17 protein-coding genes are annotated in these 23571 nt (G+C 41.4%); 8 read left to right on the top strand and 9 right to left on the bottom strand.

Annotated features, from left to right (window positions below; genetic code table 11):
• The first annotated feature begins 307 nt into the window (after positions 1 to 307).
• The gene (locus tag PI95_RS21710; protein ID WP_052324689.1) at positions 308 to 844 is read left to right on the top strand and encodes a retropepsin-like aspartic protease family protein; all 537 of its coding nucleotides are present in this window, start codon (positions 308 to 310) and stop codon (positions 842 to 844) included.
• Between the two features lie 26 nt (positions 845 to 870).
• On the opposite strand, the gene PI95_RS21705 is transcribed toward PI95_RS21710, so the two are convergent.
• Positions 871 to 1518 carry a DUF1003 domain-containing protein gene (locus PI95_RS21705; RefSeq protein WP_039738112.1) on the bottom strand — a complete coding sequence of 216 codons (648 nt, stop codon included), beginning with the start codon at positions 1516 to 1518 and terminating at the stop codon, positions 871 to 873.
• Between the two features lie 247 nt (positions 1519 to 1765).
• Here PI95_RS21705 and PI95_RS21700 point away from each other — a divergent pair, with 247 nt between their 5' ends.
• A complete protein-coding gene (locus tag PI95_RS21700; RefSeq protein ID WP_039738111.1) occupies positions 1766 to 2236 on the top strand; it encodes a hypothetical protein in 471 nt (156 codons plus the stop codon).
• Between the two features lie 293 nt (positions 2237 to 2529).
• Positions 2530 to 3135, top strand: a complete 606-nt coding sequence (locus tag PI95_RS21695) for an SH3 domain-containing protein (protein WP_052324688.1) — start codon at positions 2530 to 2532, stop codon at positions 3133 to 3135.
• 8 nt (positions 3136 to 3143) lie between these two features.
• Here the strand turns inward: PI95_RS21695 and PI95_RS21690 are convergent, their stop codons facing one another.
• From PI95_RS21690 to PI95_RS21675, 4 genes are all read right to left on the bottom strand, one after another.
• Positions 3144 to 4286 (bottom strand): Gfo/Idh/MocA family protein, encoded by a 1143-nt coding sequence (locus PI95_RS21690; RefSeq protein ID WP_039738110.1) that lies wholly within the window; start codon positions 4284 to 4286, stop codon positions 3144 to 3146.
• 179 nt (positions 4287 to 4465) lie between these two features.
• Positions 4466 to 4933: a DUF4870 domain-containing protein gene (locus PI95_RS21685; protein WP_039738109.1), complete on the bottom strand. Its 468-nt coding sequence runs from the start codon at positions 4931 to 4933 to the stop codon at positions 4466 to 4468.
• A gap of 125 nt (positions 4934 to 5058) precedes the next feature.
• Positions 5059 to 6231, bottom strand: coding sequence for a DUF1822 family protein (locus PI95_RS21680; RefSeq protein ID WP_039738107.1), 1173 nt, complete (start codon positions 6229 to 6231; stop codon positions 5059 to 5061).
• A gap of 137 nt (positions 6232 to 6368) precedes the next feature.
• A complete protein-coding gene (locus tag PI95_RS21675; protein ID WP_039738105.1) occupies positions 6369 to 7541 on the bottom strand; it encodes a sigma-70 family RNA polymerase sigma factor in 1173 nt (390 codons plus the stop codon).
• Positions 7542 to 7905: 364 nt separating this feature from the next.
• Between PI95_RS21675 and PI95_RS21670 the strand changes: the two genes are divergently transcribed.
• Entirely contained in the window at positions 7906 to 13167 is a 5262-nt protein-coding gene (locus PI95_RS21670; RefSeq protein ID WP_039738103.1) for an nSTAND1 domain-containing NTPase, read from the top strand.
• On the opposite strand, the gene PI95_RS21665 is transcribed toward PI95_RS21670, so the two are convergent.
• Together PI95_RS21665 and PI95_RS21660 are read right to left on the bottom strand one after the other, a co-directional pair.
• Positions 13124 to 13435, bottom strand: coding sequence for a hypothetical protein (locus PI95_RS21665; RefSeq protein WP_163519075.1), 312 nt, complete (start codon positions 13433 to 13435; stop codon positions 13124 to 13126). The two genes, PI95_RS21670 and PI95_RS21665, sit on opposite strands and share 44 nt — an antisense overlap.
• 41 nt (positions 13436 to 13476) lie before the next feature.
• Entirely contained in the window at positions 13477 to 14046 is a 570-nt protein-coding gene (locus PI95_RS21660; protein WP_163519074.1) for a hypothetical protein, read from the bottom strand.
• Between the two features lie 656 nt (positions 14047 to 14702).
• Between PI95_RS21660 and PI95_RS21655 the strand changes: the two genes are divergently transcribed.
• Positions 14703 to 14909 carry a ChaB family protein gene (locus tag PI95_RS21655; RefSeq protein ID WP_039738099.1) on the top strand — a complete coding sequence of 69 codons (207 nt, stop codon included), beginning with the start codon at positions 14703 to 14705 and terminating at the stop codon, positions 14907 to 14909.
• Positions 14910 to 15439: 530 nt separating this feature from the next.
• Here PI95_RS21655 and PI95_RS21650 read toward each other — a convergent pair.
• On the bottom strand, positions 15440 to 15805 hold the full coding sequence (locus PI95_RS21650) for a VOC family protein (RefSeq protein WP_039738098.1): 366 nt from the start codon (positions 15803 to 15805) through the stop codon (positions 15440 to 15442).
• A 257-nt stretch (positions 15806 to 16062) separates the two neighbouring features.
• Here PI95_RS21650 and PI95_RS21645 point away from each other — a divergent pair, with 257 nt between their 5' ends.
• Positions 16063 to 16218 carry a lmo0937 family membrane protein gene (locus PI95_RS21645; protein WP_089130555.1) on the top strand — a complete coding sequence of 52 codons (156 nt, stop codon included), beginning with the start codon at positions 16063 to 16065 and terminating at the stop codon, positions 16216 to 16218.
• A 531-nt stretch (positions 16219 to 16749) separates the two neighbouring features.
• The gene (locus PI95_RS36125) at positions 16750 to 22140 is read left to right on the top strand and encodes an nSTAND1 domain-containing NTPase (RefSeq protein ID WP_039738096.1); all 5391 of its coding nucleotides are present in this window, start codon (positions 16750 to 16752) and stop codon (positions 22138 to 22140) included.
• 129 nt (positions 22141 to 22269) lie between these two features.
• Here the strand turns inward: PI95_RS36125 and PI95_RS21630 are convergent, their stop codons facing one another.
• Positions 22270 to 22839: a sigma-70 family RNA polymerase sigma factor gene (locus PI95_RS21630; protein ID WP_039738094.1), complete on the bottom strand. Its 570-nt coding sequence runs from the start codon at positions 22837 to 22839 to the stop codon at positions 22270 to 22272.
• Between the two features lie 210 nt (positions 22840 to 23049).
• Here PI95_RS21630 and PI95_RS21625 point away from each other — a divergent pair, with 210 nt between their 5' ends.
• The gene (locus tag PI95_RS21625) at positions 23050 to 23436 is read left to right on the top strand and encodes a hypothetical protein (protein ID WP_039738092.1); all 387 of its coding nucleotides are present in this window, start codon (positions 23050 to 23052) and stop codon (positions 23434 to 23436) included.
• Positions 23437 to 23571: the final 135 nt, after the last annotated feature.

Here is a 23571-nt window from a genome sequence, read left to right as displayed (position 1 = left end):
AGAACCCCACCCCTAACCCCTCCCCGCTTGCGGGGAGGGGAACTTTGGCGTAGCCAAAAGCGGGGTGGGGTTTTCCAGGATTTGTCGGTAATTAAGCAGACATGATATTAGTTAATAACAAAATTGTATAGTTATCTGAAAAAAATATAAAATCCAGTATCGCAAAGTCTTACTCTTTGCGCCTCTGCGCCTTTGCGTGATACTAATCCATAATAAATGCAAACTGCTGGATACTTTTAGATTTTTCGGGTCAATTTGGGCAATCTAATAATATATAAATTTCAACAAGGCACAAGAGCGATATTATATGAAAAATGCTTGGAGTCGGCTAGGTTTGATGACGGTTATTCCTACGCTGATGTTTTTGGTATTTCCGCGTCGGACAATGGCTGAAGATCCAGGAGGCTGTTTTATGGTGACTTCTTCGGGTAAAACGGTTAGTTTGGGTAGCCTCTGCGGTGTTACAGCATCTGATAATGGAGTTTTTCGGATTCCGATTAAACGCCGTTTGGGGAAAACCCCTGTGATTGAGGTAATGTTTAATGGTAACAAAACCTTTGAGATGATTTTAGATACAGGTGCTAGCGGTACCGTCATCACTCAGGGAATGGCAAGTGACCTTAAACTTGAAGCTACAGGTACAATGCAAGCAGAAATTGCTGATGGTAGCAGGGTACAATTCCTTACAAGTCAGGTTAAGTCTATTGCAGTTGGTGGAGCTATCGTTAATAATGTTGAGGTAGCGATCGCTCCAAAAGCCGGCATTGGATTATTAGGTCACGATTTTTTTGACAGCTACGATGTGAGAATTCTCGAAAAGGTAGTTGAATTTCACCGTCGATGAGTGGAAATTGAGATTTTTATTTCTTATTACCGATGAGTTAGCTTTTCGACAACTTTAGCATTGTCTCCAATCGCTTGCTCTAGAGTGAAGGGTTTGTTACTAGAACTTTCTTTGGAGAATTTGCCGTTAAGTTGCACATTCAGTCCTGGCACTACATTCATTTTAACTTCTTTAGTATCGTCTGATTTAGAGACTAAAGTTACTTTAAGCTCATTGATAATTTGCTGTTGCTGTTTAACAATTTGAGTCAGTTCTTTTAGCTGTTCAGAATGCAAGTTATCCAATTTTTCATGAAGCAGTTCAATATTTTGTCCCGCTCTTAAATTCACTTGATGGTCAAGTTTGTCATTCTTGCGGTCAATATCAGACTGCCGGTTTTGACTCATCAAAACGATTGGCGCTGTATAAGCTGAGGCAAATGAAAATACTAAGTTGAGCATCATGAAAGGTGACTGATCCCAATGGGGAACTCCGGGCATCATGTTCAAACCAACCCACCCCGCTAACACCGCACTTTGGCTGATAAGAAATCTCCAAGAACCCACTTCCGCTGCCATTGAATCGGCAAGTCGCTGCCCAAGAGTTGATTTTTCAGTCGAGGTTTTTTCTAGCGATCGCTTTTGATTTGCTTTTGCATCAACACTGTTTGATAATACGTTTTTTGTTGGATTCATGTTACACCTAGAGATGTTTATTTGGATTTGTCTTTAACCTCTTTAATTTCAATGTACGCGGCTTGAAAATTTCAAGCAAATGTTATTATTTTTGAAAACGATAGAAAAAAGTAATGCATGGGCAAAAACCTATGCTTAGTAGGATTCCCAAGTTATACCGGGAAGGAAGAAGCTTTTTAAAGCACGCATACAATAACCACAGTAAACTAGGGTCTGAAGTAAGTTTAAGGTAATGAGGAGGAAATTCATGCGATCGCTACTCACTGGAGTTATCATCAGTTTGGGACTGTTATCATTGCCAGCACAAGCACAACAGGCAGTATCTGATGCCCAAATAACGGCGATGGTAGAAGCATTGCGACAAGCTGCACCGAAAACCGGTTCTGCCAATGATGGACTTTATAGCGAATGGCAAGTCAAACCAGAAACCCTCAAAGGTTGGTCAAGAACATGCTTAAAAAAGGAACTCACACCAGCGGAGTTTGAAAACAGCCCTGCAACTGCACGTCAAATTGTAAGTTGCATCACCCGTCGGGAGTTAAACAAGCAGTTTGCCGCAACTAAGAACAACGAAACGGCAGCTGTGCGTGGTGTTGCCTGTTGGTGGATGACTGGCAACTATACAGGCTGCAACAGTGGTTTTACAGCTGCTTACGTGCAAAAAGTTGTTGGCTTTTACCAGCAGCGAAATAAACCCGCAGCTAGTACACAAAGATAACACAGCAATTTTCAGTTAACTCAACGTATTGCCCTTAACTCCGCTTGAAAGTGAGGTTAAGGGCATGTAAATTTTATGTCCGGCTAACTACTTACGATATGGTTGGTCTTGCTGCTAATAGGGAACATCGATTTTTCCCATTACCGCGTTTTCTATTACCGACCTTTACAGATATGATAAGTGGAACTAACGGACATCATATGAGAACTTTAATTTTTTTTACCACGTCTAATATCTTAAATCACTATTTATAAGTTCCGCCTTTAATAATTCTCATCTTAGGAGGTTTGCTAATGAAACCGTTAAAAAACTGGCAAAAATCTCTAGCCGCAGCTGCTATGTTTTCACTGATAACAGCTTTTCCTGCTGCCTCAACTACTGTTAATACACTTACAAGTCAAGACATCCAATTATCTATTATAAAACTTGCATCATCTCAGGCATCCGATGAATATCAATTGGCGCAGACTCCAGATAATTGCCGCCGAGTTGCCACTCAACAGAGCGACAATCTCAATGTCCGCTATAGTCCAGATGGCGCAATTATTGGCACATTACGCAATCAAACCCTTGTAATCATTGAAAACTACGCAGGTGACTGGGTGAAGATTTCATCACCTCAGTCAGGTTATGTATCTGCTAAACATCTCGAGTCATGCGAACAGCCAGTACCCCCCTCCGAAACAGCAACTTCTTCAGATAACTGTCGCAAAATTTTTGTTGGAGGTGTTCTGCGTGTTCGCCAACAACCCTCAATTAACAGTCCGATTTTAGGAGTTCTAGAAAGTGGTCAGCGTGTCATAATCAAAAATCGTGGCAAAGATGGTTGGGTACCAATTTCATCTCCGGTAAACGGTTATATTCCTTCAATCGTCCTTAGAGATTGTTCTGGAAATTAAAGAAAACATTAAAAAGAGTTGATATTATGACTTAAAAATGCTTCTAAATCAGGTACATCTACCCAGCTTTTTCTCACATTTGATTGATGAGATAAATCCATCAACAACTGAGAATAAACTCCTTCTCGCAACGATGGTGGAATCGCCTCACCTCGATCAATTCCTTGCACCCATTGCTCAATTACGCGAATAAACGCAGAGATTCGCCCATCAGCATAGTTTTTCGGAAAAGTCAAGCGATTGGGAATTTCTATTTCCGTCAGCGGTAAACCGGGTCGCGAACCTTTAACTCGAAATCCGTGTACGTAATCTTTTTGATTTTCGCTTCCCAAAACTAATGTACCCTTATCGCCATACACTTCCACCCAATGCGGACGCGGTGCATGAACTACTGCACTGATGGACACTTGACAAGGTGTTCCATCCGCCAATTCCAGCATTAGCATACAGGTGTCATCGCTGTCTACTAATTTTGATTCTTTGGTAGCGGGATCAATTCGTGTGGGAATGGCAGTACTTAAATGAGCGTTTAATTTGCGTATCGGTCCAAATAGCCAGTAAATGTAATCAAAGGCATGAGAACCTAAAGACCCTAAAACGCCACCTCCTTGGTCTTTCTGAGAATACCAATTCCAAGGACGTGAAGCATCAGCCCTGGAAGCACCTAACCAATCAATTCTAATTAAACGTTTGACACCGACGTAATCTTGTGATAAGAGTTCAGATAATAATTGCCACCCAGGTACAAAGCGAAATTCAAAATCTACTGTTGCAATTACGCCTTTTTGGTTCGCTAACTGATAAAGTTCTTTTGCTTCGGCTGCATTTAAGGTGGTAGGTTTTTCTAATAATAAATGTTTCCCGGCTTGCAATACTGTTTTTGCCATTTCATAATGCATAAATGGCGGTGTGGAAATGCTGACGGCTTGGACTTCGTTTAAAGCAACAATGTCTGCAATTTTGTTGCAGGCGTGGGGGATATGATGGGTTTGGGCGATCGCTTTAGCTTTTTCTAAGTCTTGGTTATATACTGCAACTACCTGGCTACGAGGATGCGCCTGAAATCCGGGAATGTGGACTTTTTGCCCAAATCCTGTACCCACAACTGCAACGCCGATCGCACCCTGATTCATTTGCCATCCTGAAGCCATAAATTTACCTAAAATTAGATGGGTAATGGGTAATGGGTAATTGGGCATTGGTAATTGGTAATTGGGAACGTGGTAATTATTTTATTCCCCATTCCCCATTCCCCATTACCCATTACCGATTACCCATTCCCCATTCCCCATTCCCCATTACCTATTACCCAATATACCGAGTTTCTTTGCTATATCAAAAATCTAATTGTGAACGGATAACGATAATACTCACCTCTATAAGCTTTGATAGCAGCACAAGTGACTACAAATGATTGTAATAAAAGCATGAATACAACGATCGCACTACACCCAATTAGTAATGTGCGGAAAATTATCTCTATATAATTTGCTGTGCCATTGCTGGTCATCGCAATGCCAAATCCTGTAAACACTAGCAGCAAGGATATAATTACGAGAATTAAAACATAAAATGTCAGTGAAAGTTGAAAATTTAAAGATTCTTTGCCTTGGAAGTCAACCCACGTATATTGTGTTTTTTTTACTCGCCAAATAATCAATGGTGCTAAAACATTCAACGGTAGATACAAAGGAATGCCGATAATTACTACTAAAATTAATAGTATCCACGCTAATAAAGCTGAGAGATGACACAACATCGCCCATACACGGATTTGTTGCTTGGTTTTTCCTCTCATGGCTTTTTTCTTTTGGTGGATTTACGGAATAATTCTCCACCGTATCATATATGAAAGGAGTCAGCTGTTGTAGAGACGTTCCACCGGCACGTCTGTACTATGAGTCAGTCGTTCTGGAGTCTTGTTTAAAATCTTAATATTTCTCGGTCGTAGTTTTCGCTTTTGGGTTCTACTTCCCAAACTATACCTTCACCTGGTTCTAGCGCTACTTCTACGAAGAGTTGCTCTACGGCTGTTATCGCTATATCTTCGTTGTTGGGGAAGCTTTGTAAATCTTCGGTGAGTAGTCTCAGTTTAAATCCACCAGGAATGGCTGCACCTACGGCAGCATTACGCAATTCAAAACGCCAAATGGTTGATTCTCCTTCGTTTTGTGGTATAATACGCAGTTCGTAGGTTTGACCTGCGATCGCTAACTGCCGAGAAAGAATTGTCTGTGGTTGTGTTTCTTCGACACTCCGCGCACCAGCGGCGCTAAGTTGCATCAAGTTTCCCCAACCGACGTTTTCTGCAAGTTGAGAAACACCGTTTTGCAACCATTGGATAACTGACCACTGTTCTGGTAGTCCCAAGCGGCGTTGATATAAGCTTTGTCGCCAACCGCCATGTTCAATTAGCGCACCCCAAAGTGTCCAAGGTATAGCTAGTCTCGGTGTGATTATTTCTTTCTTTGCTAAACGAGAAATTAAATTTTGTGCTTGTTCTTGTGGTAAAGTTGCTAATTGTGGGATAACCTTAGGCGTACTTTCTTGGGGGCAAAGTTGTCGCGCTAAAGTTAAAACGTTGATGTCGCTAATAATATCAACAGCATCAAGGGAATAAGTGCGATCGCTTGCATCATAACTTCCTTGATTTTTTAGTTGTTCATAACTACAATAGCCCCAAATTCGCACATAAGCTTCATCCGGTTCTACTTGCACTGCTAAATAATAATCACCAGCTAAACTAGATATATCTACCCATTCTTGCGGTACTCGCAATTCACTTAAATCCATCGCCTCGCTGGGAACCAAAATAAATCGAATGCCGTCTGATACAATTGCAGTCCCATTCACCAGTTCCCAAAAACTTGCTAAAGCATTGATATTCGGCGATACTTTTGCCTGGGGTGCAAAATCTGCTTGCAGCCACGCCAAAACAACATTCAAGCAAAGTTCATTTAAATAAGCTTGATAACCAGAACTAGGATGAGAAAAAGATTGACTGTGAAGATACGCCTGATTTTGAACGTTGGCGGGTATTTCTAAAATCAAATCTGTCGGGGATGCAAAAGTAAACAAGGCGGCGTTAGCAGTCATGAAAATTACTCCGGAAATTTTGGCTTGGGGTTTACGCTTGGACTAGGGACTAAGAACTAGGGATTAGGGAAGAGAAATTTTGATACTTCCTTGTGAACCCTTACCCCTTTTATTTTTCCCAAATAAGTCCAAGAGGTTTAATAAGGAGATACGCTGTAGTAAGCTTGCAGCCATTCCTCCATTACGGTACTCATATTTTTGAGTAGGTCTGAGGTGACAGAAATATGCAGCTTCTCACTACTCCATTTAGCCAAATTTCGCAGTAAAATTTCTCTAGCTTTTGTGAGTCGCCGCGAGACAGTATATTGCTGCAAAACTAGTTCTTTGGCAATTTGCTGCTGAGTCAGCCCCTGACTATAATATAGTTGCAAAATTTGTTGTGCTTCTGGTTCTAGTTGGGCAACTGCGGCGGCTAAAACATTATTAATCTCGGATTGCTGAGAAATTCTGGTTTGTTCTTCTTGTTGAGTAATAATTTGGGTAAGTACTGAGTCTACCTCTCCAGCGAGATTATCTATCCATTCGCTTGTATCTTGACCGGCGGGGGAAACATTAATTGATGCCGAAGGTGGATAAAGATAGTTTCGCGCATGTTTGGCACAACTGAGCAGCCAAGTTTCCAAAATTTGCGAAGTTACTTTTTGACTACTTTGGGAATTATAAGCTTGAGCGATCGCACTCCATGTATCATTGTCTGGGCGGGAAAGTTGACGTGTTGCCTGAGGCTGCTTGGGAACATAAAGCGTTTTAAAACAATTCCAAGCCAGGACGTAAGCCGTAACAGTCTCTGGAGATAAGCCAGCATTTTCCAAAGACTCTACCAAACGCTTTTGACTAATTTTCCGCAACATTCCCCATTCTGTACAGATATCAATTTCGCCGCGTTGACGCAAAGTTTCACGGATGACGCTACCAAAGATGACGCTGGCGTAGTTTTTTAAGATAAAGCCTTGGTTAGGATTGAAACCTTTGAGGACTTTATCAACAGAAGCGATCGCCATTTGAAAACAGTCTGGTAACTTATATTGAGTACTGCTAAAACTAGCAGATGTTTTTTGGGATGTCCAATAGCAGACTTCTTGTAAATAAGCAATCAGATGTTCTTTGGCAAGTTTCTCCACCCCAGGAAGGGAGATATAATTGTACCAATAAAGTACCCAAAAATTTTCTTGCCGTTCTTGTGGCGTTTTGTTTACACAACTTTGCATACTGCGGCGCAGTTTACTATCCGTCGCCCAACTGTGAAAGCGATCGCCATTAAATTGCACAAAAGTTGAAAATATGGAAATAATACTTTGTCTTGGGTGCATAAAACACAAAATCTCGACCTATGCAAGGAATGCAAGCGTTAAAACACGCCTGCACAAACTTTACTACAACTAACGAGAATCATGTTTCGGCTTAAAGTTAAATATTTAGAAATTTTGAAAATTGGGTAATGGGTAATTGGTAATGGGTAATGGGGAAAAAGGGCATTGGGCATTGGGCAATTTTCTTCAGGGAAAAGGTACTCATGTATGGAAATAAAGAGTTATTTAAATACGTGTATTATATTTTCTGACCCTTTCCCCTTTCCCCTTTCCCCTTTTCCCTCTTAAAAAAGCCCCAATGCCCAATGCCCAATGCCCAATTCACAACTTAGCAAATATTAAGATTTAAATACACTTAATTAAAATGTGTCCAATCAGTGTTGGTACTAGTCGCTCAAATCAAGTTAAAAAAACAGATACAAGCAAGCTGTGGTTAATGCTTGTGGGAGTCAATAAATATCAAGATAAAGGACTCCCGATGCTAAATTATTCATATGTCGATTGTGAGGGTTTAGCGGATGCTTTGACTGGTGCTACCACACAGTTTCCGCAAAAAGAGGTGAAAATTCATCACGATTTTGCTTCTTTACCACCTTCAAAGGAGAATGTGCGGGTTAGTCTCCAAGAAATTACCGCTGCTGCTAAACCGCAGGATATGGTTTTATTTTATTTCTCCGGGCACGGAATGCTAGAACCAAATTCTCAGGAAGCATTTTTATGTTTAGCAGATACGCAAAAATCAAACTTGAAAAATACGGGTTTAAAATTACAAGAACTATTACAATTGTTAGATAATTGTCCAGCGCAGAAGCAGTTAGTTTGGCTGGATGCTTGTCATAGCGGTGGAATGACACTAAGGGGAACAATTAGAGAACCGTTGTTGAACCCGACAACGCAATTAGTAGAGGTATTACAGCGATCGGCTGCAAAAAGTAAAGATTTTTATGCTTTGCTTTCTTGCGATAATAATCAGCAATCTTGGGAATTTCCCGAACTGGGACACGGGGTTTTTAGTTATTATTTAATGCAGGGGTTAAATGGTAAGGCAGCAGATTCAAAGGGGATAATTTCTGTTGATGGACTTTATCGCTATGTTTATCATCAAACGTTGCAATATATTGATAAAACTAATCAACAATTACGATTAATTAATCAGCAGAAAAGAGGCAAAGGAGATACTCAGCTTGAGCGCGAATATCCTCTACAAACTCCCAAGCGAATTGTCGAAGGAGTTGGGGAAATAATTTTAGGAGTTAGGCAAGAAAAAGCTGATGATGATGTGCATCGCCGATTGGGGATAGTTGTAGAGGGACTATCAGGAAGTACGATAACTTTAGATATTAGCAAGTTTTTGGATAGTGTTGGCGGTTTTAACTTGAAATATTTGCAAGCGATAAAGGCTGCTGAGGATGTGCGTTCATCGATCGCTCGTCTTTTACACTCACCCGAATCAGAAACTATTTTACTTTATCTGCGCGGACGCATCGAGGAAACTGAAGCTATCGATGGTTTGGTGCTGGGAGAAGATATCCGCATCAAGCGATCGTGGTTGAAACAACAACTACGTCACTGTAATGCTAAACAAATCATCATCCTCGATTGTCCTGCTTCTGCATCTCTACAAGATTGGGTAGAAGATTTGCAAATCGACTCCCAAGAGGGACAGTGTATAATTGCTTGTGCTTCTCCTGCGTCGTCAACTGAAAAATTCGCCCAAACTTTATTTGATACTTTAACAGCGGCAGCGGAAGTAGACGGATTATCTGCGGCTGGGGCGATCGCTCAATTGCAATTACAATTAGCCGGTAGCGATATTCCTTTCTACGTCTGGCTTTCCGGTACACAAGGTATCATCGAAATCTTAAGAGAAAAAACTTACATGCAAGGGCGAGAACAAAAAGCAGGTTTAGATTTAGGTATCTGTCCTTACATGGGATTAAGTGCTTTTTCAGAAGAAGATGCCCAATATTTTTACGGGCGTGAAAGCTTAACTCAGCAGTTAATTCATCAATTGCGCGATCGCTCATTTCTCGCCGTCGTCGGTGCTTCTGGTAGCGGTAAATCTTCAGTTGTCCAAGCCGGTGTCATTCCCCAACTGCGACTGGGTAAACAAATCCCCAGCAGCGAACAGTGGCTAATTAGAACTTTGCGCCCAGGTGCTAATCCCATAGAGGTTTTGGCGCAACGGTTGGGAGGGGGCAGAGGGCAGGGGGCAGGGGGCAGGGAGCAGGGGGAGTTTACCTCCTCATCTCCCTCATCTCCCCCATCTCCCTCATCCTCCCCATCTCCCCATCTCCCCCTCCCCCCCTCTCCCCATCTCCTCCTAGAAGGAATCTTGCACCAGGGTGTAGAAAGCTTCGTCTACTGGTTGCGTAATCGACCGGAACCTATGATAGTTTTGGTGATAGACCAATTTGAGGAATTATTCACTCTTGCCTCAACTACAGACAGAGAGCGCTTTTTAGAATTGGTGCTGGGAGCTGCGGAATATGCGAAAGACCGTTTTAAGTTAATTATTACTTTACGAGCGGACTTTATTACCTCGTGTTTGGAAGTACCGAGACTGGCTGAAGTTTTACAGGAGTCGAGTGTATTAGTTCCACCTCGGCTAAGTTTAGACGATTATCGGCGGGTGATTGTTAACCCGGCTCAACAAGTAGGGTTAAAACTCGAACCAGAATTAGTAGAAGTTTTACTACGTGAGTTAAACCACTCGGTCGGCGATTTACCTTTGCTGGAATTTGTTTTAGAACAATTATGGCAACATCGCTCTACAGGTGAGTTAACTTTGCAAGCGTATCAAGATGAACTAGGTGGAATTAAAGGAGCATTAGAGCGATCGTCTCAAGCTGTTTACGAAAGTTTAGACCCCCAAGCGCAAGAATGTGCTAAGTGGATTTTTCTATCTTTGACGCAGTTAGGAGAGGGTACAGAAGATACTCGACGACGGATACACAAATCAGAGTTGATTGTGAAAAAATATCCAGCTGCGTTGGTGGAAAGAACTCTGCAAGCGTTAACTGCTGCCAAGTTAATTGTGATGAACTTGGAGGAAGAGGGGGAGGAGAGTGGGCAGGGGGCAGGGGGCAGGGGGCAGGGGGAGTTTGTCTCCTCATCTCCCCCATCTCCCCTACTCCCTACTCCCCACTCCCCACTCCCGGCGGTGACGGTAGAAGTTGCCCATGAAATTTTAATTCGCCATTGGTCAACTTTGCGCTGGTGGTTGGAGGAAAATCGTAGTAGGTTGCGATCGCAACGTCAAATTGAGCAAGCTGCACAATTATGGTTGCAAAGTGGTCAGCAATCTGATTTTTTGTTGCAGGGTGTGCGGTTGGCTGAAGCAGAAGATATTTACATCAAATATACTGATGAACTTTCTGCGGATGTTCAACAATTTATTGAAGCTTGTTTACAAGAAAGAAAACGCCAACAATTTGAAGAAAAAAGAAGACTTCGACAAGCTCAAAGAGCCGTTGTTGCACTCTCGTTTTTAGGAATAGCAGCTTCTAGTTTTGCTGGTTTAGCTTATTTCCAAAGTCAAAAGGCTCAACTTAGAGAAATCGTAGCATTAAATTCATCATCGGAAGCTAAGTTTTTATCCAATCAGCCGCTTGATGCACTAATTGCTAGTGTCAAAGCAGGTAAGCAGCTAAAGCAAATTATTAGCGCACCAAAAGATGTGCAATTTCAAACAATAAGTTCTTTAGGACATGCACTTTCTAATACTCAAGAACTCAACCGTTTGGAGAAACATAGCAAAGCTGTAAACAGTGTAAAATTTAGTCCTGATGGTCAGACAATTGCTTCTGCTAGTGATGACCAAACAGTGTATCTTTGGCGACGTGATGGTAAGTGGCTGCGAACTTTGTCAGGACATCAGGGCACGGTTAGAGATGTCAGCTTTAGCCCTGACGGTAAAATGATTGCTACTGCTAGTTTTGACAACACACTAAAGCTGTGGCGCACAAGTGACGGTACTTTAATTAAAACTATCAATGCCCATTCAGCTGAGGTTTATAGTGTATCTTGGTCTGGTCAAGGTAATATGATTGCTTCTGGTAGTGCTGATAAAACTATTAAAATCTGGAGAGTTAGTGATAGTAAACTTATCAGAACTTTGTCAGGTCATAATGGTGATGTCAACAGTGTTAGTTTTAGTCCCGACAGTCAAACAATCGCTTCAGGTAGCGCTGATAAAACTATTAAAATCTGGAGAATTAGTGACGGGACTTTGCTAAAAACTTTAACTGGGCATACTGGGGCAGTTAACAGTGTGGCTTTTAGTCCTGACGGTAAAATAGCTTCAGGTAGTGCTGATAAAACTATCAAAATTTGGAGAATTAGCGATGCTATGCCAAAAACAATTTCAGCACATAACGATCAAGTAACATCGGTAAGTTTCAGCCCCGATGGTCAAACTTTAGCCTCAGCTAGTTTTGATACCGCAATTAAACTTTGGAATTCCCAAGATGGCACTTTGCTGCAAACTTTCCTGGGACACACTATAGAAGTCTTTGGTGTTAGTTTCAGCCCGGATGGTCAGACTTTAGCCTCAGCTAGCGGAGATCAAAGTGTTATACTTTGGCGGCGAGACAACAGTTTAATTAAAACTCTCACTCAACAGAACTTTGGGGTAAATAGTGTTAGTTTCAGCCCGCAAGGTAATCTCCTGGCAACGGCAAGTGACGACAAATCAATCAAACTTTGGCAACTACCGAATATGACTTTGCGCTTTTCTCTAGAAGGATTAGACAAGTTGCCTACTGGACTGGGACATAGAGATGCTGTTTATGGTGTCAGTTTTAGTCCAGACGGGCAAACTCTGGCTTCTGCTGGTGCCGAAGGCTGGGTGAAACTGTGGCGAACTCGTGACGGCTATATGATTAAAACTCTTATAGGACATGAACATGAAGTTAATAATGTCACTTTCAGTCCAAATGGAGATATTCTCGCATCAGCAAGTGCGGATGCAACTATTAAATTATGGCGAGTAAAAGATGGCAAACTTATTAGAACCTTAACAGGACATAACGGTGAAGTTTTTCGCGTCCGTTTTAGCCCTAAAGGTGATATTCTCGCTTCCGGTGGCAGAGATAACACAGTGAGAATCTGGCGAGTAAGCGATGGAAAGTTACTGCGAACCCTGACCGGACATACTAATGCTGTTGGTGGTATAAGTTTTAACACTCAAGGTGATATTCTCGCTTCTGCTAGTTCTGATAAAACTATAAAACTTTGGCGGGTGAAAGATGGTAAGTTACTACAAACTCTGCAAGAGCAACCTGAGGCAGTTTGGAATGTAACTTTTAATCCGCAAGCGAAGATGATTGCTTCTAGTGACGGCAATACAGTGAAATTATGGAGTATTGATGGTATAGAAATAAAGACGTTTTCGGGACATAGCCAAGCTGTCAACGATGTCAGTTTCAGCCCTGATAGTAAAATGATTGCCTCTTCCAGTAAAGATGGTACAGTTAAATTTTGGCGTATTGATAGCAAACAACTGCAAACCACAGATTTAGATCATCTGTTGACTCGCAGTTGTCGATGGTTGCATGATTATTTAGAGAATAACCCCAAGCTTAGTAACCAAGAGCGGGATTTGTGTTTCGATTTGAAAGAGTAGAATTGACAGGCTGTAAAATTTGGGGTTGGTTGACCAAAATTCGTTCTCTACGGGGAGGGTTAGGAGGTTTCACGGGTTTCTTTTTGATATTGCCTTCACCAATTCTTTGTGTGTCATCTCCTGCACTAGTCACGGGTGCAGATACGATTGGTTTGACAGTAACGCTGGGTGTTTTTACTGGCTTTTTCACAACTTCACCAGCAAAACTAGATGTTGCACTAGCCAATACTATTGGTAAAGCGATCGCCATTACAATTTGCTTTTTCATATCAATTTTTGTGTATTTTTTGACTTTTATTGCTAAAGCTACTATCGCGCTGGACGAGATGTCTTCTTGGGTCGGGGATTGACTGTTGCAACTCCTATTTTTCTCACTCCGATAAAAGTCGTTCGCGAAATGATTGTTGTTTCTCCTATCCGCAGTCGTATCGGATTTGGTGGCAGTGTTGTTCGCCGGTCAACTCTTGGTTCTCCTATTCTCCTGACTCGTACCGGAGTTGGTGGCTGTGTTGGTCGCGGATCAACTCTTGGTTCTCCTATTCTCCTAGAAATTTCTTCTGTTTGGTCTAGTTCATTGTCCAGTCGTGCAGGAGTTGGTGGCTGTTTTGGTCGCGGATCAACTCTTGGTTCTCCTATTCTCCTAGAAATTTCTTCTGTTTGGTCTAGTTCATTGTCCAGTCGTGCAGGAGTTGGTGGTTGTGTTGGTCGCGGATCAACTCTTGATTCTCCTATTCTCCTTGAATTTTCCTCTGTTTCTTGTTGTAAATGATTCTGCTGTTCATTACCTAACTTTCTCGAACCTTTTTCGATTTTAGATTTAAGAGTGAGAATTGTGTGACTTAATTTTGACAAGAATTTCAGAAATTTAAATCTACTCACCTTGAAAATAACTCGTATGACCCTCAAAACTCGCGTTTTCATCTCAAATAATCTCCTGGTGTGTGAGAGACTAAGACTTTTGTTGCAATACGTTTACCTACCCAATGCCATCAAAGCATTCCCGAAACTAAGGTAAACTTGCCAAAACTTAAATAGCCTCAACTTTTTTCTATTTGCATCCTTTCACAGACTTAATAGATATCCTTGAGTTTATTTATGCAATCTTCTGTCGTTTTGGCGATCGTAGATTTGCACCCTTTCTATTTGACGTTGGGCTGAAAAGTCTTAGTATCCTGATGAATGGCGTATCACCCAATCTAAAATTTTAAATCCCAACTCGCAAGACTACCTTGATCAAGTCTTTGTTCCTGGTAATCTTATATACTTAAGTACGAGTATAATACGTTCTACTTAGTTATCGCAACCGAATAATTTAAGATTTATTTTATAAATTATAGTTAAGCTCATCCCACGCAGTCGCGCAATTGTCGGATGAGAGCCAGGATTATGCTATATTTGCCCTGATGAGCGCTTATATGGTGTGCGATCGCCTTTAATTATAAGACAGACTTACGCAATAAAATTAATGTAGGATGTGAAGCGCCAATAGTACGACACCGGACAATTTAAATTTCTTAACTGGAGATAATAAGCATATGCCATATCAAGATATTGCCGATTTACCTGACTCAGTTAAAAATCATTTACCCAAACACGCGGCTGAAATATTTATTGCTGCTTTTAACAATGCTTCAAAAGAATATGACGAAGAAGAAGCAGCATTTAAAGTTGCTTGGGCAGCGGTAAAGCGTGACTACGAAAAAGGGGAAGATGGCAATTGGCTTGACACTCCATCGCCCTAAAAGGACGAGGATTCTTGGTTCAACGAGTCCACTTACGTTAAGTTCCTTGCGTTACCTAACCCAGAGGTGGTTCTCTCCCCAAGCGTTAACTTTCCGAGTGCCCCTCGGTAGTTGGATTTCTCCAAACTTTGTTTGAGTTTAATAGCTGATGGCCTAGTTCCTGTGAATCTTTTACCTACTTTCAGGACGTGCAAGCACTACTAGGACAACAAGTAGAACCCCATAGATTCGGTTGTCAAGGTACAGCGCAGAGCCGTTAGGCAGCATAGGGTTTTTAAACAGGTTGATTACCCTTCCTGTTGCCATTATTCTACCACTCAATCAATTAAAGCCGTCCTACAAGGACGGGGTTTTAAACCCAAGATTTTCGATAAAAAAAGTTAAACCTAAACCACAACCGATTTAACTTTAATTTATTGGTTACAGTTTATGACCGTATTAACACAGCCATCATCTATCGATCGCAGCTAGAAAATACTTCAAATGGCGGATAAGTGATATCATCCTCTTAGCTGCTTTATACCAAAAACTTACGCACGAGTTAATAGTTCCAGATTATGACCATTGGGGTCATAAAAGTAAAAGCCACGCCCCCCTTTCCTGTGGTTAATCTCACCTTTATTATGATGCATGGGGTCACTACTGTATTCAAGACCTGCCTCTTTTACCCGTGCAAAGATAGTATCAAATTCCTCTTCAGTGACATGAAATGCATAATGGTGTGATTCAAATTCCTGGCGATCGGCGAAGTCCAGCGTTAGAGTATCATTGACTTGCACGGGGGCAAAGTAACTAAAATCCGACTCAATCTTTAAACCAAAAATTTGTGCAAAGAACCGTGCCGATGTTTTTTTATCGCGTGCGGGTACTATAGTGTGATTTAAAATAATCGTCATGTCACACTTCCTCCTTTGTCTTAAAATTGATAACAAAAAAGTTTTTTACTACATTCGTGTGGTTCTCTTCTATCTTATCTTTTTATCACTGACACCAGTAATTGTTAAGAAATATGTGGAAAATATATAGATTTTTATGAGATAGGAAAAGTAACAAAACTAAAAGATAATCGTCAATAATTCATCCGCAAGATAGTTATCATCTAATTCATCAAACATCTAAAATTGGCTCAAACTACTTTTAATAGTAAAAAATTATGCTTAGTTTACTTTGGGGCATTGTAGTTATACTTGTCGTCTTTTGGGCATTGGGATTAGCATTTCATATTGCAGGCAGTCTAATTCATGCACTTTTACTTCTGGCAATTGCTCTTGCTGTTTACAACTTCCTGAAAGCACGTACCGATTTTTAGAGGATGTCTCAAAAGTAAGGGTGTTGGTAATTAAAATAGGACTTACGCACTCATGTCGTCAAAGCTTGAATTTACGTAGGGGCAATTCATGAAGGGTCCCCTACAAGACTTTAGGAAAAGCGCTCATTCCTATAAAAATATCAATTTGCTTAAGGACATTAATAAATGTAAAATAGGGCGGGTTTTCCGGCACATCTCACAACAATACTAAAAGTTTTGTGGGGTACGTATCCTGTCCGTTAATATGCAACGCCTATTTTATAACTAATTACGTGTACCAAATTCTATCATAATACGTTTACTCATAGCCTGATTTAGCGGATTTTTTCATAAAACCTTAATTTTTCTCTACTTAAGTATATAGATTTGTAAACTTTTCCGGATATATCCTTCAACAAGAATGCATAAACTCGTAGCAACCAACCTAGAAAAACTTGACTCTTATTAAATAATCAGTATTTATATAAACATAAAATTTTTCCGTATATTTTCGAGATTGGTTGCTATTACCTGTATTGTAATTTAAAAAAAATGTCTCCATTAGGCGTTGCTACTAGTCGCTCAACTTATGCTTTAGAAACCGGACACGCAAAACTTTGGTTGGTGTTAGTGGGTGTAAACCAATACCAAGATGAACGATTGCCGTCTTTGCGCTATTCAGCGGTTGATTGTCAGGGTTTAGCATCAGCTTTAGCAGATGCAACCCAAGCGTTTCCGCAGACTGAGGTGTGGACTCACCACGATTTTTCGTCACAGTTGCCGACACTAACAAATATTCGTACTACTTTAAAACAAATTGCTGCTGCGGCTCAACCACAAGACACGATTTTATTTTATTTTTCTGGACACGGGATGCTAGAGTCAAACTCTGGGCAGGTAGTTTTGTGTCTGGCAGATACGCAAATTGATAATTTACTGAATACAGGTTTAGGATTACAGGAATTATTACATTTATTGGGACATAGTGGAGCGCAGACTCAGTTGGTATTGTTGGATGCTTGTCATAGCGGTAGTATGTCACTCAAGGGAGCAAAAGGAGAAATACCAAACCGCGAAAACCTGACACCGCAAATGGTAGATTTGTTGCGGCAAAAAGCGAAAAAGAGTAAAGGATTTTATGCTTTGCTTTCTTGTGACACAGATCAGCAATCTTGGGAATTTCCGGAATTAGGACACGGAGTCTTTACTTATTATTTAATGCGGGGGTTGCGAGGTGAAGCAGCTGATGGACGCGGTTTGATTGAAGCGGACGGTCTTTATCGATATATTTATCATCAGACGCAGCAATACATCGAGCAAACTAATCAACAACTGCGACTGATTAATCAGCAAAAAAGAGGTAGAGGAGAAACCAGACTTTATTCAGAATATCCTTTGCAAACTCCGAAGCGGATTGTTGAAGGAGTTGGGGAAATTGTTCTTGGTTTAAAATCAGGAGTTGTGCAATCGTCGTCTTTGCGACAAGCGCTGATTGTTGAGGGACTGACGACTAATAAGACGACTCTCGATTTTTGTAAATTATTACGCGGTGTTGGTGGCTTTGAGTTAAAGTATTTGCCACAAGCTGATAAAATAACTGCTTCATATATTCAAGAAGGAATGCAGAATTGCTTGCAGAAAAAGCAAGATTCTCAAAATTTAGAACATGACGCAACAGTTTTATTATATCTGCGTGGCAGACTGAAGGAAACTGAAGCGGGGGAAGCGGTGTTAGTGGTGGGGTCGGATATTCAATTGAGTCGCTCTTGGTTAAGACAACAACTCAGGCGATCGCCTTACACTCAACAAATTATCATCTTAGATTGTCTTTGTGACCAAACGCAACAAGTCTCATTACAAGATTGGCTAGAAGACTTGCAACTAAGTTCCGAACAAGGACAGTGTATCATTGCCGCTGCTTCCCCGTCATACAATCCCGAACAATTCACCCAAGTTCTCCACGATACCCTGAAAGCTGCCCAACAGCAAAATAGTTTATCGGTAGCTAGTTGGATTACTCAATTGCAACTATCTTGTTCAAATACATTACCATTGCACATTTGGGTATCCGGGATTCAAGGCGTTATCGAAATTATACCTACCACGACTGGTATAAGAGATATCAAGTTAACGGAAGGGATTGATTTAGGACTTTGCCCTTACCGAGGATTAAGAGCTTTTACTCCGGAAGATGCTCAGTATTTCTACGGCAGAGAAGCTTTAACGCAGCAACTTCTGCATCACTTGGCAAGTAAGTCATTTCTTGCCGTAGTTGGTGCCTCTGGTAGCGGTAAATCATCGGTTGTGCAAGCGGGATTAATCGCTCAACTGCGGTGCGGTAAACAATTACCTGGTAGCGAAGAATGGTGGATTAAAAGCTTTCGTCCTGGTGCAAATCCGCAAGACGCTTTATCGCGACGCTTAGTTGATAGCGGTACTGAGAAAGAAAAAGCTTATCAGCAAATACAACTAGAACAAATGTTGTATCAAGGGGGACAAGGATTCGCTCACTGGTTAAGTAACCGACCAGAACCAGTAATTGTGTTAGTTATAGACCAGTTTGAGGAATTATTCACCCTTGCCCAAGCTGCTGACAGACAGCGCTTTTTAGAACTTATCTTGCAGGCGTTGGAATTAAGCGAAGGTAAGCTTAAAATAGTCATCACTCTACGGGCAGATTTTATCGCACCTTGTTTGGAAATACCGAAATTAGCGCAGCTATTGCAGCAGTCTAGCATTCTCATACCGCCCTGTTTAACTGAGGAGGAGTATCGCCACGTTATAATTAACCCTGCCGAACAAGTCGGTTTAACAGTTGAGCCAGTATTAGTTGAAGTACTGTTGCGAGAGTTACACCGCTCACCCGGAGATTTACCGCTTTTAGAATTTGTTTTAGAGCAGTTGTGGGAACATAGAGTTGCAGGTAAGTTAACTTTACAAGCTTATCAGCAGCACTTGGGTGGAATTAAAGGAGCGCTGGAAAGTAAAGCGCAAGCTGTTTACGAGAGTTTAGACGCTGAAGCTCAAGAATGCGCTCGTTGGATTTTTCTGTCGCTGACGCAGTTAGGTGAAGGTACTGAAGATACTCGTCGGCGGGTGTATAAATCAGAGTTAATAGTGAAAAAATATCCGGCACCATTGGTAGAAAAGACACTGGCAGCGTTAACTGCTGCAAAGCTGGTAGTAGTGAATTTGGAAGAAGGAGGGAGAGGGAGAGGGGGGGAAGGGGGACAAGGGGAGCCAGCGCGTTGCGGAGGTCTCCTCCGTTGTAGCGACTGGCGTGGACAAGGGGGACAAGGGGAGCCAGCGCGTTGCGGAGGTCTCCTCCGTTGTAGCGACTGGCGTGGACAAGGGAGAAAAGGAGACAAGGAGACAAGGAGACAAGGAGACAAGGAGAATAATTCTTTCCCCCTGTCTCCCCCTCCCCCCCTTCCCCCCAACCCCACTTCGTGGGGACGCATGTGCCCCCCCTCTCCCCCACTCCCCACTCCCTACTCCCCACTCCCCTCTTCTGTGACGATAGAAGTTGCCCATGAGGTGCTGATTCGCTATTGGTCTACTTTGCGATGGTGGTTGGAGGAAAATCGTGGTAGATTGCGATCGCAACGTCAAATTGAGCAAGCTGCACAGCTATGGAAGCATGGGGGTGAACAATCTGATTTTTTGTTGCAGGGTGTGCGTTTGGCTGAAGCAGAAGATATTTATATCAATTACACTGAGGAACTATCTTTTGATGTTCAACGATTTATTGCTGCTTGTCTAGAAGAAAGACAACGACAACAACTGCAAGAAAAACGCCGACTCAAACAAGCGCAAAAAGCTGTTACTGTTATCAGTATCTTGGGAATAGCTGCTTTCTCTTTTGCAGGTTTAGCTTATCAGCAAAGTCAAAAAGCGCAGTTGCGAGAAATACAAGCTTTAAATTCTTTATCAGAAAACTTTCTTTTCTCGCATAAACAACTAGAAGCACTATCAACTAGTGTTAAGGCAGGGCAAGAGTTACAAAAGATGATGTTTTCCAGTCAGGTGATGTATCCTGATACTACAAAACAGATTAAAACTGCAACTGCAACTACTTTACAACAGGCGATCGATCAAACTCAAGAACGCAACCGTTTGATTGGACATAATTCTTGGGTAAGTAGTGTCAGTTTCTCTCCCGATGGACAAATGCTAGCTTCGGCGAGTACTGATACAACTATCAAACTTTGGAAGCGTGACGGCAAGTTACTTCACACTTTACGCGGACATAGCGATGGAGTCAATAGTGTGAGTTTCTCTCCTGACGGTCAAATTATTGCTTCGGCAGGTACTGATGCAACTATCAAACTTTGGAGTCGGGATGGTAAGTTGCTGAAAACACTTTCCGGACATAATGATGGAGTTAATAGCGTTGCTTTCTCCCCTAACGGTCAAATGATTGTTTCGGGTAGCGATGATGATACTATTAAACTCTGGAGTCGGGATGGCAAGTTACTGAAAACTCTCACCGGACACAGCCAAGGTATAGATAGCGTTACTTTTTCACCTCAAGGTGATATTATCGCTTCTGGTAGCGACGATCGCACAATTAAACTGTGGAGTCTGGATGGTCGCTTGCTAAAAACTCTGAGCGGACATACCGATGAGGTTTTAAGTGTAGCTTGGTCAAAAGATGGACAAACAATTGCTTCTGCTAGTGCTGATAATACCGTAAAACTGTGGAGTCGTGACGGTCGCTTACTTAATACGCTAACTGGACATAACAGCGATGTTAAAAGCGTTAGTTTTTCACCTAACGGTAAAATCATCGCCTCGGCAAGTGTTGATAAAACTATCAAACTTTGGAGCTTGGATGGTCAATTGTTGGGGACTTTACAGGGACATAACCATGCAGTCGGTAGCGTTAGTTTTAGTTCAGACGGTCAACTACTTGCTTCCGCTAGCGATGATTATACCATAAGACTTTGGAACTTTGATATCAATGCACCAAAAACTCTTTTTGGACATCTCGATAGTGTGAATAGCGCTTGGTTTAATCCGAATGGTAATACCGTTTTCTCGGTCAGCAACGATAAAACGATGAAATTCTGGAGTTTAGACGGTAAGCTGCTAAAATCTATTCCTTCCCCGATTAACGATATTACCAGCATTAGCTTCACTCAGGATGAAAATACGGTAGCGACAGCGAGTGCTGATAATACTATCCAACTGCGAAAACGTGATGGCTCTTTGCTCCATATCCTCAAAGGGCATACTGATTGGATAATTAATATGAGCTTCAGTCCTGATGCGAAAATCCTCGCTTCTGCGAGTACTGACAAAACTGTTAAACTCTGGAGTCTTGACGGTCGCTTGCTAAATACTCTCAAAGGGCATAACGGTTGGGTGACTAATGTTGAATTTAGCCCAGATGGTGAGTTGTTAGCATCAGCCAGTGCTGACAATTCTATCAAACTTTGGAGTCGCGATGGTCGTTTGTTGAAAACTCTTAATGGACATAATGCTAGTGTTTGGGCTTTAACTTTCAGCCCGGATGGTAAGATAATAGCTTCTGGTAGTCAGGATGGTACAGTCAAACTCTGGAGTCGTGACGGTCGCTTGTTGCAAAACTTAACCGGACATACTGATGCGGTTAATAATTTGAGTTTTTCTCCTGACGGTCAAATGATTGCTTCAGCTAGTGATGACGACACCATCAAACTTTGGAGTGTACATAGCGGTATGTTGCTGAGAACTTTTCAAGGACATACTGGTGATGTCAGAAGTGTGAATTTTAGTTTAGATGGTAAGATGATTGTTTCGGCAAGTCAAGATAAAACAGTAAAAATTTGGCGGTTAACGGGGATAGAACTGCAAACATTGAATTTGTCGCAATTATTAAAGCGTGGATGCGATCGCTTGCACGATTATCTGACGACTAACCCCAATCTTAATACAGGCGATCGTAACATCTGCCAATAGCAATTGGGAATTGGGAATTGGGAATTGGGAATTGGGAATTGGTAATTGGTAATTGGGAATTGGTAATTGCTAATTGGAAAAAATCCATTACCTATTATCTATTACCTATTACCCATGCCCCATTCCCCATTACCCATTCCCCATTCCTAGCATCTGAGCAAGACACGAACGTAATTCCTGCCATCGTTTTGAAATTGCTCCCTGAGTGACACCAAACTCAGCAGCTATTTGGCATTGTTTCTTACCCTGAAGTTGTGCTTGCCAGAGTTTGACATATCCTCGCTCTGGATAGTGTCTATCTAGTTGAATAATGGCATCTATTGTTCTGTTGATAAGATCCGTGCGTTCTAAAGCATCGAATAAATTGAACTTATCAGCGATCGCTTCTGATAGCGGCAAATCTGTACCGGGAATGTTTTGATCTAAACTTTGACATATAAATTGCTTTTCTTTGCGAACCAGATCGATGATTTGAAATTTAGCTACAGTAGCTGCCCAACGGTAAAACTCGTTTACTCCTCCTTTTTGAAATTTTCCAGCTTGTGTTGCCTGAAACACTTTTTCATGAGCTGCCTGTACAGCATCTTCCCAGGAACTTGAGGTATTTCTTGTTTGCGATCGGGCAATTCTTTCGACTCTCTGCTGATACTCTGGAGTCTTAAGTAGTTGCTCATATAACAATAAATCTTCTGAAACCATGAGAACCCGTTTTCACTCAATATCAAGTATGAGTTAAATAGATATCTGAGTCAGGTACTTATGCACTGCAACCAATTGAGAAGGTTTTAAAGAATTACAAAAAATTTTTTTAATTTTGGAATATTTCCCTTTGAGCTTTCGTTAAACATAACAGAGCAAGCAAAATAGCTGACTCTATCAATCAATACTTCTAATTCTGGAACCAAGAAAATGAACAAAGCAAGTAAAGTCAAATTTGTGCTGCACAGCAAGCTATCAAATCGTCTGTGTCTATTGCTGGTTAGCGCAGTTCCTATTGTAGCTTTTCCTAGTATAGCTGGGGCGACAAACTCTAATCATACTGGTTCTTCTAGGGAGGCTATAAACTCTATACCTTCTATCCAGTTTTCCTCCAATTTAAGTGAGAAACTAGAAGCACTTTCCCCTAACGAAGAAAGTTTGGTTGCGCTGAGACCAGCTTTCAAACTGGTTGACCCTGGTCCATCGTGGGTACAAAACCAACCCTACGTACCTAAAATGCTTGAAAGCCTACCAAATGAAGCAGCTAATGCTGAATATCTCTCAGCAGTAGATACATTTCAATCTCTGATGGTTTGAACTGTCGCTTCTCACGAATGCATAATTGACTGACAAGTTAAAATTTAACAATTTTTTGTTAGTCAATCTTGCTGATTCAAACTTATAGCAATTCTCAATAAAATGCATCACATTTGTGATTTTCTTGTGGGAAGG

This window comes from Hassallia byssoidea VB512170 (assembly GCF_000817785.2).
GTDB lineage: Bacteria > Cyanobacteriota > Cyanobacteriia > Cyanobacteriales > Nostocaceae > Hassallia > Hassallia carrinoi.
This window is presented reverse-complemented; position numbering and strand designations above follow the sequence as displayed.